We start from the raw sequence: 11,235 nt of genomic DNA, 5'->3' as shown, positions 1-11,235 counted from the left end.
CAACCTATCTCGGCGTGCTGATCGGCCTTGCCTGGCAGGTAGCGCTGATCTTTGCCGCCGTCTGGCTCGCCGTCGCCTTCCTGTTCCGCTACTCCTCGCTCGCAGCGCTCACGGCAGCGGTGGCGGTGCCGATCGCGCTCTACTTCCTCAGCACACCCGCTATTGCCGGCCTGTTCGTGGCGATGAGCCTGATCGTCATCGTCAAGCACCGCGCCAACATCTCGCGGCTTATCGCCGGCACCGAGGGCAAGATCGGGGCCAAGGGATGAGCAAGCCCGCCGCCGGCCCGCGCCTCAGCGACCGGCAGCGGCTGAGCTGGCTTCGCCTGATCCGCACGCCGAATGTCGGTCCTGCCTCGTTCCGCGAACTGATCAACCGCTTTGGCTCCGCCGAGGCCGCGCTCGAAATGCTGCCCGAGTTGATGATCTCCGGCGGCGCCAGCCGCATCCTCCGCATTCCCACTGTGGCCGAGGCCGAGGCGGAGCTGGACGCGGCAAGGCGGGCCGGCGGCCGTTTCGTCGGCATCGGCGAGGCCGACTATCCGCTTCTGCTGAAGGCCATGGATAATCCGCCGCCCCTGCTTGCGGTGAAGGGCGAGGGCGCGGTTTTCCGTCTGCCGGCGGTCGCCGTCGTCGGCGCCCGCAACGCCTCGCTCGCCGGCGTCAAGATGGCGCGGATGCTGGCGGCGGACCTTGGCCGCGACGGCTACGCGATCGTCTCCGGCCTGGCGCGCGGCATCGATACGGCAGCGCACCAAGGCAGCCTCTCTACCGGCACTATTGGCGTGCTGGCCGGCGGGCTCGACATGCCCTACCCGCCCGAGAATGCCGCGCTCTGCATCGAGATCGCCGAGCGTGGCGGCGCCGTCGTCTCGGAAATGCCGTTCGGCTGGCAGCCGCGCGCGCAGGATTTTCCGCGCCGCAACCGGCTCGTCGCCGGCATGGCGCTGGGGCTGGTGGTGGTCGAAGCGGCGCAACGTTCGGGCTCGCTGATCAGCGCCAGGCTGGCTGGCGAGATGGGCCGCCTGGTTTTCGCCGTACCTGGTTCGCCGCTCGATCCGCGCGCGGCCGGCTCGAACGGCCTGCTGAAGGACGGCGCGACGCTGGTGACCGAAGCCGCAGATGTTTCCAGCGCCATCGCGCCGCTGGCAGGGGCGCGTGTTTCAAGAATAGCACCGCTGGCCGAGCCGCCGGATCTCTCGGCAATGCCGCCGCCACGCGAGGATGATCGCGCGGGCGTGCTCGAGGCGCTCGGCCCGACGCCGGTGGCGGTCGATGAGGTGATCCGTCACACTGGTCTCAGCGCCGCCCAGGTCTCGATGGTGCTGTTGGAGCTCGATCTCGCGGGACGGCTGGAGCGCCACGCCGGCGGCAATGTCTCTCTGGTTTCCTGATGGTTCCACCCGGCGCCGTGGCACTGACGATCGAGTGCTTCCGTTTGGAAATCACCGCATGCGCTATCTGAACGCGCACAGGCTCGTAACCAATCTGCCCGTCGTGGAGAACTATTTCGCCAGGCGCGCGGCGCCTCGGTCGGGCATGCGGATTTTCTTCCAGGACGAACACAATCTGGTGCTTCCTGGCGGGCGTGACGTTCCACCCTCAAGCGCTCCGGGCGTCGTGCCATCCATCTTCGGAGGCGACGAGACGTATCTCGTCCGGATCGCAAACGAAAAGCAGTACCGCACGGCGGACGTCGTGCTCGAATACAATGTGCCGAACATCGTCAACATCAAATCCAGCGGCCGGTTTCCGAGGCGCTTCAGCGAGCGGATCGTCTACTGCCCTCCGATCCCCTTCGACTATTCAAATGCAGGCGGCCGGTCGATCGACGTCCTGACCAACATCATCAACACCAGGGAGCCGAGGCGCGCCTCCCTGATCGAAAGACTGGAGGCTTTTGCGGGCTACAGGAATGTCCAGGGCGTCTACGACCTGCCCGGGCTGCGGTCGCTGTACCAAAGCGCTAAAATCATCGTCAACCCGCACCAGACCTGGCATCACCACTCGATCGAGGAGTTCAGGGTCCTGCCGGCGCTTTCGCAAGGCTGTCTCGTCGTCAGCGAGGACGTGCCGCTGCGAACACACATCCCCTATCATGAATATGTGATCTGGTGCCGGTACGAGGACATTCCCGACGTCGTCGCCGAGACGCTGCGGAACTACGGCCGCCTTTTCGAGAAGATCCACGGCCCCGCCGGCGGGCTTGCGGAATTGCTGGCGTCGATGCTGGCCGAGTTCGAACGGTCGATGGACAGGGTGATTGCCGCCGACGCGGCCAGGTCCGGTGCCTCGAGATTACTGTCGGCCATTCGGCGCCGTCTGGGCTAGCGGAATAGATATTTCGACACTTCCGGATTGCCGCGGCGCCACATCACATTGTCCAGGAAGTAGTGATGGACGTTGATGAAGATCAGCACGATGAAGAAGAACAGCGACGAGCCGAGAACTTGCCTGTCATAAGGGATCATAGCCGTCAGCACGAACGGGATCAGCCAGAAGCCGAGATAGCCGAGCGCGCCGCCACCGACGATAAATCCCAGGACACGAAGCCTGTAGAGGGGGCCGAGAAAGGACAGGATCTTCGGTTGCGGATCGCTCGCGGCATCCAGACCGTCGCGCTCGACATTGGTCTGATAGCGCCAGACCACCGCCAGGTACTGGAGCGAGTGGAGCGCGGGCACCACAAGCAGCCAGAGCGGGTTTATCCTTGCGATCAGGATCCAGAGGTAGAGTGATGCGACATAGGCCACGATGCCGTTGTACGGCAGGCCGCCGCCGTTCTTTCGCCAACGGTTGACCAGCATCATGACCGTAGCCGCGGTGGATGCTACGGCTACCAGCAGGGCAATGTCGGTGATCCACGACGGGGCCGCGAATGTGTAATATTCCAGCCCATAGTATTTGCCCGCGGTGACCGCCGTATTCGTCTGCAGCCAGGCCAGGATCCAGACGGCATAGCTGTTGACCAGCAGCACCTTCTTGTCCCGATCGTCGAAGAATTTGCGCTTGAGCACGGCATCCACCATCAGCATGCCGTAGCCCTGCTTGACGTAGTGCCAGCCGACGAAGAAGAACATGGCGTTGGTCGCATATCCCAGCAGCCGCGTGTTTGCCGTCGCCGCGCCATAGGCAAAGAAGGCGCTCATGATCAGGGGAACGGCGATGCCGGCGAAGATGTAGCGGATCTGCAGGCCCTTGTCGTATCCGTCGCCGCTCACCTTGCGTCCGAAATTGCGGTAGAAAATCTGATATGAGTGGGCGAAGTGGGGATAGTTTACCAGATACGCCACAAAGACCATCGTAGCGGCAACGAGGCCTTCGTACTCGAGCGGCACAAGAAACAGAACCGGCAAGATGAGAAACGCGCTACCGCCGAGCATGAGGAAGTCGGCGACTGGGCCGAATAGATATTTCTGGGGTTTCGCCGCCGCGGGGGCCAGGGTGTCGGCCGAAAGGTGAAGTGCCATGTATCGCCTCCCTTGCGAATGCCGACTCTAGCTGCCGCCCAGTCTGGCGACAAGGTTGGCACTGCCGGTCTACGCCCGCTTTGTGGATATCGAAGGCATCACGAAACGCGTTTCGGCGACTGCAACTCGCGCCCCATCCTGGCAGCCTGAAAGATCGTCATCAAAACCAGTATCGGCTCGCCATCGGTCGGATTGATCATCAGGGCGACGCGGCCAAGTTCGTCGCTCATGGCACAGTTCCAGTCCTTGACCGCGATCACCTTTTTCTCGGACAATTTATTGCCCCTCCCCTTGGACGCCTCTGCCCGGCCCACTCGATCGATCCAACGGAAAGCTTGGCCCCGGGCCGATCTAAATACAAGCAATCGCTAATATTGTTATAGCTAGCCGACTAACAGATGGGCTTCAGGAGGGCCGTTTAATCTATATGATCCAATAGTTTGGTCGTCGCGGCGTCACGACGGTGTTCGGAATTGGCTCGATCGATGCCTTCCACGGTGATGGCGAACATCCCGTTTTCGATCCTGGCTATCCAGCCCTTTGCCTTCAGATACCAGAGATGAAAATCCAGATGTTCTCGCGGACAGCCTGACAAGCGCTCGAGTTCGTCATCGCCAATGCCGGGATTGTTGACGTCCTGGCGCCGCTTTACATAGAGAAGCGTCAGCAGTTTGGCCTGGATGACGACATCCCGCTCAAGACCTTTGGTGTTGCTGGCCTCCTCGGTAAGCTCACGGCGAAGGCCCAGATTGTCCCTGTACTGGATGTCGTACTGCGCGCGCTTGACCGGATCCTTCAGCGTATTGTGGGCTTCCACGATCTCGCTGAAGCGTGAATCATCTCCGGTATCCCGATTGTCGGGATGATAGCGCATGGCAAAATAACGAAATATCCGTTCAATCGTTTCCGAGTTGGCGTTCGGGCTGATTTCCAGAAGTTCGTAGTAGTCAGTGAACATTGGTGGTGCTGCCTCGAATCTACACCACTCCCCCATAGGCAGCTTCGCGCAACTGGTACCCACATGCAAGCAGGCTTCCCGAGAGGGAGTGCCTGGCGATCCGAGCGAAGTGGGCAGCATGCCGGGCGAAGCTGCGAATCTCCGCCGTCGCCACGACCGTGGACACCACCACGGATGACGGCGAGATCGTCCGCAATGCCATCACCAGTCGGCAACCCCAATTCCCCGCGCCGTGCAAATGGTTCTGGCGCGGTCACCGGCTTTGTCAAACGAACGCTAATATACGATATAGCCTGCCGCCCAGCTGCCATGTTAGATCTAGGCGGACAATGAAAGTCCTGTTGATCGCGCTAGCCGTCGCTCACAACTGGTACACCGGCTATCATGATCCGGTTACCGGCTATGAATGCTGCGAGGACAAGAAGGACTGCGGGGTCATCAGCTCGCGCTATGTCGAGCCGCTGCCTGGTGGCGGTTTCAATGTCCGCACGGGGTCCAAGACCCGATACTTCATTCCCAAGAACCGCGTCATAGAGAGCGAAGACAGCCAGCATCACATCTGCTTGTCCCCGCCGTTTTCCTATATTCGCTGCTTCTTTGCGCCCCGCACGGAGGCGAGCCGATAGACACTCGCTGCATTTCGCGAGGCCCATTTCGGAGTTGACCGGCGCCCATTGGGCGGGGGGCTTTGGGGCAAGGCGCCGGCCAGTCAGCCGCGCAAAGCAGTGCGCCTAATCTTAAGGGCGTCGATCATTTCGTCAGCCCACCCCGGCGCCGCCGCCGTTCTTGGGGATGAAGGTCTCACTCGGCCTTTAGTACCTGGTGTCTGGTCAACCAGTCACGAATGATCAATCGGACGGCTTCAGGTCGGGAAACCTCATGTTCGGCAACAAACTGATCGACGCCCGCGAGCATGTCCGGTTGAAGGCGGACCATGATCGGCACGCCCTTTCCGGTTGGGACCGGTCCCCGCCGTTTCTTTGATATCACGGTTTCGTGCTTTGGCATAAAAACTCTGATATCAGAATTTCGGTTCTTGCGAAAGCGCTAGAGCCTCACACAAACCGAATTGGAGAAGATCCGATGCCGAACAACTATGTTCGGGCAGCCGCCCAAGGTGCATGACATCCAACAACATTGTGAAGTTTGGCCCGCTGCCTCGGCGGCGGGCCATTTTGTTAGGCTCCTGTTAGGAGAACCGCCCTCGCCCGTTCCAGGTGAGAAACGATATCACATTGCATTCATTGAAAAATTTGGTGAGCGCGATGGGATTCGAACCCATGACCTACTGATTAAAAGTCAGTTGCTCTACCGGCTGAGCTACGCGCTCCCGCGGGCTCGAATAAGGCCGCCCTCGAAATTGCGCGGAACATAGGGAGAGTGCCTCGACGGGTCAACCGGAAAAACATGGCCTCCAGGCTGGATTTTCGCTGTGTTCGGCGCGGCATTGTGGCCATGCGGGCATGCGCGGCATAGCGCATGAGAGGGCGAAGGGCTTGCCTCCGTAAAACGCCACCACCGTCAAGGCGCATTCTGCAATCTGAACGGGAACCTGGGAACAATTGCCTATGTCGCCCGTTTTTTCGGACACAAGGGACGTCAACAACCCTTCGAGGAGAAGAGCGATGAACAGGATCGCATCCAGCCTGCTGGCGGCCGCGCTGTCGGCGTCTTTCGTGGCGGCGGACATTGTGCCAGTCAATGCCCAGCCAAATTATGTACCGCTGGGCCAGGGGCTGTCTTCGGACGTCCAGACCGTGCAGTACCGGGACTGGAGGAGACACCGCGCGCTCAATCGCGAATTCTCGCGCCGGGACGGTGTCGTGTACTGGAATGGCCATCGCGGTTATCGCGAATATCGTCGCGGCTATCGCCGTCACGGCGACTTCTGGTTCCCGCTGGCGGCCTTCGCCACGGGCGCGTTGATTACCGGTGCCATCATCAACAACCAGAACCGTGTCTATCGCGGTGGCGATGCCCATGTCCAATGGTGCTACGACCGCTACCGCTCCTACCGCGCCTGGGACAACACGTTCCAGCCGTACAACGGCCCGCGTCAGCAGTGCTATTCGCCCTACTGACCTGATCATCGGAACACGGGAGGCTGCGGAGGCCCGTGCCGGCAACGGCACGGGCCTTTCGCGACATCCCGGTCAAGGAAGCGATCCGCGGATCAACTGGCCCAGCCGATGGTCTTGAAGATCAGATACAGGCCTCCGCCTTCACCGCGTGGGGAGCGGTAAGCGCCGAGTGCATCGCAGATGCGAACCATTGCCCCGCTCAGCCCCCAGCCGAGCGCCTCCAGGTCATTGTTCGTGTCGAGCACATAGGCCTGAGCCAGCTCATCAATGCCTTTTTCCTCGCCGAAGGACCGAACCCGCTTGGCGTCTTCGAGGAGTTCGCCAGGCAGGTTTGAATTTGCCCAGGCCCACAGCCAGTTGTCAGCTTTGGCGCTCGTACTGCCCGCAATCTGGATCTCGGCGACGACCTTGATAACGCCTTGCTCCGAGAACAGGAGCTTTCGTGCCTTCAGATCGTAGTCGTAGCGCGGCCAGCTGCCGAGGCGGAAATCCTTCTGCAGGCGGTCGTTCTTGGCTTTCAGCTGATCGAAAGCCTCTTCGCGCCAGCCAGTATACCAATCTGGATTCATTCACCCCTCACCCAGCCGATCTCGCTGCCGATTTATGGCACGCTCAGCGTCCTGCGCACAGCGTCACGCCAGCCCGCCAGCTTGGCGGTGCGGGCCGCAGTGTCCATCTCCGGCTTGAAGCGGCGGTCGAGCGCCCAGGTCTTGGCGAACTCCTTTGCCTTCGGCCACACACCCGCCTTCGAGCCGGCAAGCCAGGCAGCACCGAGCGCCGTCGTTTCCAGGATGGTCGGTCGGTCGACCGGCGCATCGAGGATGTCGGCCAGCCGCTGCATCGTCCAGTCGGAAGCCACCATGCCGCCGTCGACCCGCAGCACGGTCTTGGCGGAAGCCCCCTTCCAGTCCTTGCGCATGGCGTCGAGCAGGTCGCAGGTCTGGTAGGCGACGGATTCCAATGCCGCGCGGGCAAACTCCGCCGGGCCTGAGTTGCGGGTCAGGCCGAAGATCGCGCCGCGCGCCTCGGCGTCCCAATGCGGCGCGCCGAGGCCGACGAAGGCCGGCACCAGATACACATTCTGCGCCGGATCGGCGGCTGCCGCGAGCGCGCCGCTCTGCTCGGCCTTGCCGATCACCTTGATGCCGTCGCGCAGCCATTGCACGGCGGCGCCGGCGATGAAGATCGAGCCTTCCAGCGCATAGGTGGTCTTGCCGTTCAGCCGGTAGGCGATTGTGGTGAGCAGCCGGTTCTTCGAGCGCACCAGATCGGCGCCGGTGTTGAGCAGCGCGAAGCAGCCGGTGCCGTAGGTCGACTTCATCATGCCCGGCTCGAAACAGGCCTGGCCGATGGTCGCGGCGTGCTGGTCGCCGGCGACGCCGAGGATTTTTATCTCGGCGCCGAACAGGCCCTTCTCGGTGACTCCATAGTCATCGGCGCAGTCTTTCACTTGCGGCAGCATGGCGGCCGGGATGCGCAGGATCGACAGCAGCTCGTCGTCCCAGACATTCTTCTCGATGTTGTAGACCAGCGTGCGCGAGGCGTTGGTGGCGTCGGTGGCGTGCACCTTGCCGCCCGTGAGCCGCCAGATCAGGAAACTGTCGATGGTGCCGGCGAGCAGCTCGCCCTTTTCGGCGCGCTTCCTGGCGCCTTTCACCTTGTCCAGCATCCAGGCGATCTTGGTGCCGGAGAAATAGGGATCGAGCAGCAGGCCGGTTTTCTTGGTGAATGTCTTTTCCAGCCCCTGCTTCTTCAATTTCTGGCAGAGCGGCGCGGTCCGGCGATCCTGCCAGACGATGGCGTTGTGAATCGGCTTGCCGGTCGCCTTGTCCCAGATGACGACGGTCTCGCGCTGGTTGGTGATGCCGATCGCCGCCACGTCCGAAGCGTTGCGGCTGGCAGCCTTCAGCGCGGCCTTCACGGTCGCCACCACGCTTGCCCAGATCTCCTGCGGATCGTGCTCGACCCAGCCCGAGGCTGGATAATACTGGTTGAATTCCTGCTGGCCGGCGCCGGCTACCTTCATCTGGTCGTCGAACAGGATAGCCCTGCTCGATGTCGTCCCCTGGTCGATGGCAAGCACAAAGCCGCTCATTTCCGCTCCTCCGCTCTTCATGCAACAGGGGAGACGGCAAAAGCCGCCTCCCCCGCAGGATCCATGCGGGCGCTGACGCCCGCATCAGGCAGTCTTACTTCTGCCAGCTCTTCACGAGCTCGTCGTAGTTGATGGTGATCGGCTTTTCCTTCTCGTTCTCGATCTTGAGCTGAGGCGCGAGATTGCCCTTCTTGACCGCGTCCGCGTTCCAGTAGGCGAGGTCATGCTCTTCGGCCATCTTCGGGCCGATATCGCCCTGGACGCCCGACTTCTCGATGCGGCTCATGACCTTTTCCTGCTCGGCGCAGAGCGAGTCCATCGCTTCCTGCGCGGTCTTGGCGCCGGACGAGGCATCGCCGATCGCCTGCCACCAGAGCTGAGCCAGCTTCGGATAGTCAGGCACGTTGGTGCCGGTCGGCGACCACTGGATGCGAGCCGGCGAGCGGTAGAACTCGATCAGGCCGCCGAGCTTCGGAGCACGCTCGGTGAAGCTCTTGTCGTGGATCGTGCTCTCGCGGATGAAGGTCAGGCCGACATGGCTCTTCTTCACGTCGACGGTCTTCGAAGTGACGAACTGCGCGTAGAGCCAGGCGGCCTTGGCGCGGTCGGTCGGCGTCGACTTCATCAGCGTCCAGGAACCCACGTCCTGATAGCCGAGCTTCATGCCGTCCTTCCAGTAGACGCCGTGCGGCGACGGCGCCATGCGCCACTTAGGCGTGCCGTCGTCGTTCATCACCGCCTTGGCGCCGGCGTCGACCATCGAAGCAGTGAAGGCGGTGTACCAGAAGATCTGCTGGGCGACCGCACCCTGCGCCGGCACCGGGCCGGATTCGGAGAAGGTCATGCCCTGCGCTTCGGCCGGAGCGTAAGCCTTCAGCCAGTCGAGATACTTCTGGATCGAATACACCGAGGCCGGGCCGTTGGTGTCGCCGCCGCGCGCCGTGCAGGAGCCGACAGGACGCGAGTTCTCGTCGACCTTGATGCCCCATTCGTCGACCGGCAGGCCGTTCGGGATACCCTTGTCGCCATTGCCGGCCATGGACAGCCAGGCATCGGTGAACCGCCAGCCGAGCGACGGGTCCTTCTTGCCGTAGTCCATGTGGCCATAGACCTTCTTGCCGTCGATCTCGCGGCCGGTGAAGAACTCGGCGATGTCCTCATAGGCCGACCAGTTGACCGGCACGCCGAGGTCGTAGCCGTACTTGGCCTTGAAGTCGGCCTTGTTCTTCTCGTCGTTGAACCAGTCGTAGCGGAACCAGTAGAGGTTGGCGAACTGCTGGTCGGGAAGCTGGTAGAGTTTCTTGTCCGGCGCCGTGGTGAAGGAGGTGCCGATGAAGTCCTTGAGGTCGAGGTTCGGATTGGTGACGTCCTTGCCGTCGCCCGCCATCCAGTCGGTCAGGTTGCGCACCTGCTGGTAGCGCCAGTGCGTGCCGATGAGGTCGGAGTCGTTGACCCAGCCGTCATAGAGGTTCTGGCCGGTCTGCATCTGGGTCTGGATCTTCTCGACGACGTCGCCTTCCTGGATCGTGTCGTGCGTGACCTTGATGCCGGTGATGGCGGAGAAGGCCGGCGCCAGCACCTGCGATTCATAGGAATGGGTGGCGATGGTTTCCGAGACGACCTTGATCTCCATGCCGGCAAACGGCTTGGCGGCGTCAATAAACCACTGCATCTCCTTTTCCTGGTCGGCGCGCGAAAGCGTCGACAGCGGGCCTATCTCCTTGTCCAGAAAGGCCTTCGCCTCATCCATCCCGGCGTAGGCATTGCCTGCCCCGAGCAATAGGACAAGGGCGGTCGTTGATGTTAAAAATTGCCGTCGCATGTGTTTCCTCCAGTTTTGGTTTCAAGTGCGATCTGGAGCGGTCGCCGGCACGCGGCCGCTCCAACAGTTTCCCCCTCTATACGTAGCGGAACACGCCGATGGCGTAGACTACGGAGAGAGCGAGAGCCCACCACAGGTTGGGTCCAACCAGACCCAGCCAAGCGAGATGGATGAAGGCGCTGCCGAGCAGCGACAGGAAGAGACGGTCGCCGCGCGTCGTCTCGAAGCGGAGCACGCCGACGCGCGGATTGCCGCCCGGCGAGGCATATTCCCAGGCCGCCATGCCGCAAAGCAGCAGGAAGACGGTGCCGAAGAAAGCCGCCGTCGGCCAGGTCCACGCCATCCAGGAGAGGTCGAGGTTCATGGTCATACCCTCCCCAGGGCAAAGCCCTTGGCGATGTAGTTGCGGACAAACCAGATGACGAGCGCGCCGGGGATCAGCGTCAGCACGCCGGCGGCGGCGAGCAGTCCCCAGTCCATGCCGGCGGCCGAGACGGTGCGGGTCATGGTGGCGGCGATCGGCTTGGCGTCCGTGGTGGTCAGCGTGCGCGCGATCAACAATTCCACCCATGAGAACATGAAGCAGAAGAAGCAGGCGACGCCGATGCCGCTGGCGATCAGCGGCATGAATATCTTCACGAAGAAGCGTGGGAACGAATAGCCGTCGATATAGGCCGTCTCGTCGATCTCCTTCGGCACACCGGACATAAAGCCTTCGAGGATCCACACCGCCAGCGGCACGTTGAACAGGCAGTGCGCCAGCGCCACCGCGATATGGGTGTCGATCAGGCCGAAGGCGGAATAGCTGTC

Annotated in this window: 14 protein-coding genes and 1 tRNA gene; 5 read left to right on the top strand and 10 right to left on the bottom strand. The window is 62.1% G+C overall.

Going from position 1 to position 11,235, the window contains the following annotated elements:
• The 3 genes from EN781_RS13330 to EN781_RS13320 form a co-directional block, all read left to right on the top strand.
• Window positions 1-269 (top strand): glycerol-3-phosphate acyltransferase (locus EN781_RS13330; protein WP_189347545.1); only part of this gene is annotated, 269 nt, incomplete at its 5' end.
• Window positions 266-1,393 carry a DNA-processing protein DprA gene (dprA, locus tag EN781_RS13325; protein WP_126054691.1) on the top strand — a complete coding sequence of 376 codons (1,128 nt, stop codon included), beginning with the start codon at window positions 266-268 and terminating at the stop codon, window positions 1,391-1,393. The genes EN781_RS13330 and dprA, both read left to right, overlap by 4 nt.
• A gap of 58 nt (window positions 1,394-1,451) precedes the next feature.
• Window positions 1,452-2,330, top strand: coding sequence for a hypothetical protein (locus EN781_RS13320; protein WP_126054692.1), 879 nt, complete (start codon window positions 1,452-1,454; stop codon window positions 2,328-2,330).
• Here EN781_RS13320 and EN781_RS13315 read toward each other — a convergent pair.
• From EN781_RS13315 to EN781_RS13305, 3 genes are all read right to left on the bottom strand, one after another.
• A complete protein-coding gene (locus tag EN781_RS13315; RefSeq protein WP_126054693.1) occupies window positions 2,327-3,469 on the bottom strand; it encodes a hypothetical protein in 1,143 nt (380 codons plus the stop codon). The two genes, EN781_RS13320 and EN781_RS13315, sit on opposite strands and share 4 nt — an antisense overlap.
• Window positions 3,470-3,567: 98 nt before the next feature.
• Window positions 3,568-3,744, bottom strand: a complete 177-nt coding sequence (locus EN781_RS13310; protein ID WP_126054694.1) for a hypothetical protein — start codon at window positions 3,742-3,744, stop codon at window positions 3,568-3,570.
• Between the two features lie 143 nt (window positions 3,745-3,887).
• Complete coding sequence (locus EN781_RS13305) at window positions 3,888-4,427, bottom strand: J domain-containing protein (RefSeq protein WP_126054695.1); 540 nt, start codon at window positions 4,425-4,427, stop codon at window positions 3,888-3,890.
• A gap of 329 nt (window positions 4,428-4,756) precedes the next feature.
• On the opposite strand from EN781_RS13305, the gene EN781_RS13300 reads away from it, so the two are divergent.
• Complete coding sequence (locus tag EN781_RS13300; RefSeq protein ID WP_126054696.1) at window positions 4,757-5,053, top strand: hypothetical protein; 297 nt, start codon at window positions 4,757-4,759, stop codon at window positions 5,051-5,053.
• A 175-nt stretch (window positions 5,054-5,228) separates the two neighbouring features.
• Here the strand turns inward: EN781_RS13300 and EN781_RS35250 are convergent, their stop codons facing one another.
• Together EN781_RS35250 and EN781_RS13290 are read right to left on the bottom strand one after the other, a co-directional pair.
• On the bottom strand, window positions 5,229-5,363 hold the full coding sequence (locus EN781_RS35250) for a ribbon-helix-helix domain-containing protein (protein WP_281033514.1): 135 nt from the start codon (window positions 5,361-5,363) through the stop codon (window positions 5,229-5,231).
• 318 nt (window positions 5,364-5,681) lie between these two features.
• Window positions 5,682-5,757, bottom strand: a tRNA-Lys gene (locus EN781_RS13290).
• A 295-nt stretch (window positions 5,758-6,052) separates the two neighbouring features.
• Between EN781_RS13290 and EN781_RS13285 the strand changes: the two genes are divergently transcribed.
• Complete coding sequence (locus EN781_RS13285; RefSeq protein WP_126054717.1) at window positions 6,053-6,508, top strand: BA14K family protein; 456 nt, start codon at window positions 6,053-6,055, stop codon at window positions 6,506-6,508.
• 92 nt (window positions 6,509-6,600) lie between these two features.
• Here EN781_RS13285 and EN781_RS13280 read toward each other — a convergent pair whose 3' ends face one another.
• From EN781_RS13280 to EN781_RS13260, 5 genes are all read right to left on the bottom strand, one after another.
• Window positions 6,601-7,077, bottom strand: coding sequence for a DUF6882 domain-containing protein (locus EN781_RS13280; RefSeq protein ID WP_126054718.1), 477 nt, complete (start codon window positions 7,075-7,077; stop codon window positions 6,601-6,603).
• Window positions 7,078-7,109: 32 nt separating this feature from the next.
• Entirely contained in the window at window positions 7,110-8,603 is a 1,494-nt protein-coding gene (gene glpK, locus EN781_RS13275; RefSeq protein ID WP_126054719.1) for a glycerol kinase GlpK, read from the bottom strand.
• Window positions 8,604-8,697: 94 nt separating this feature from the next.
• Window positions 8,698-10,425 (bottom strand): ABC transporter substrate-binding protein, encoded by a 1,728-nt coding sequence (locus EN781_RS13270; RefSeq protein ID WP_126054720.1) that lies wholly within the window; start codon window positions 10,423-10,425, stop codon window positions 8,698-8,700.
• A gap of 76 nt (window positions 10,426-10,501) precedes the next feature.
• Window positions 10,502-10,795, bottom strand: a complete 294-nt coding sequence (locus EN781_RS13265) for a DUF2160 domain-containing protein (protein WP_189347543.1) — start codon at window positions 10,793-10,795, stop codon at window positions 10,502-10,504.
• Window positions 10,792-11,235 (bottom strand): carbohydrate ABC transporter permease (locus EN781_RS13260; protein WP_145965496.1); only part of this gene is annotated, 444 nt, incomplete at its 5' end. The genes EN781_RS13265 and EN781_RS13260, both read right to left, overlap by 4 nt.

The organism is Mesorhizobium sp. M4A.F.Ca.ET.090.04.2.1 (assembly GCF_003999085.1).
GTDB lineage: Bacteria > Pseudomonadota > Alphaproteobacteria > Rhizobiales > Rhizobiaceae > Mesorhizobium.
The sequence above is the reverse complement of the archived record's forward strand: the minus strand, read 5'-3'. Positions and strand labels throughout refer to the sequence as shown.

Coding starts and splice junctions, on each gene's coding strand:
- dprA (WP_126054691.1), top strand. CDS start 266: ATGAGCAAGCCCGCCGCCGGCCCGCGCCTCAGCGACCGGCAGCGGCTG.
- EN781_RS13320 (WP_126054692.1), top strand. CDS start 1,452: ATGCGCTATCTGAACGCGCACAGGCTCGTAACCAATCTGCCCGTCGTG.
- EN781_RS13315 (WP_126054693.1), bottom strand. CDS start 3,469: ATGGCACTTCACCTTTCGGCCGACACCCTGGCCCCCGCGGCGGCGAAA.
- EN781_RS13305 (WP_126054695.1), bottom strand. CDS start 4,427: ATGTTCACTGACTACTACGAACTTCTGGAAATCAGCCCGAACGCCAAC.
- EN781_RS13300 (WP_126054696.1), top strand. CDS start 4,757: ATGAAAGTCCTGTTGATCGCGCTAGCCGTCGCTCACAACTGGTACACC.
- EN781_RS35250 (WP_281033514.1), bottom strand. CDS start 5,363: ATGGTCCGCCTTCAACCGGACATGCTCGCGGGCGTCGATCAGTTTGTT.
- EN781_RS13285 (WP_126054717.1), top strand. CDS start 6,053: ATGAACAGGATCGCATCCAGCCTGCTGGCGGCCGCGCTGTCGGCGTCT.
- EN781_RS13280 (WP_126054718.1), bottom strand. CDS start 7,077: ATGAATCCAGATTGGTATACTGGCTGGCGCGAAGAGGCTTTCGATCAG.
- glpK (WP_126054719.1), bottom strand. CDS start 8,603: ATGAGCGGCTTTGTGCTTGCCATCGACCAGGGGACGACATCGAGCAGG.
- EN781_RS13270 (WP_126054720.1), bottom strand. CDS start 10,425: ATGCGACGGCAATTTTTAACATCAACGACCGCCCTTGTCCTATTGCTC.
- EN781_RS13265 (WP_189347543.1), bottom strand. CDS start 10,795: ATGACCATGAACCTCGACCTCTCCTGGATGGCGTGGACCTGGCCGACG.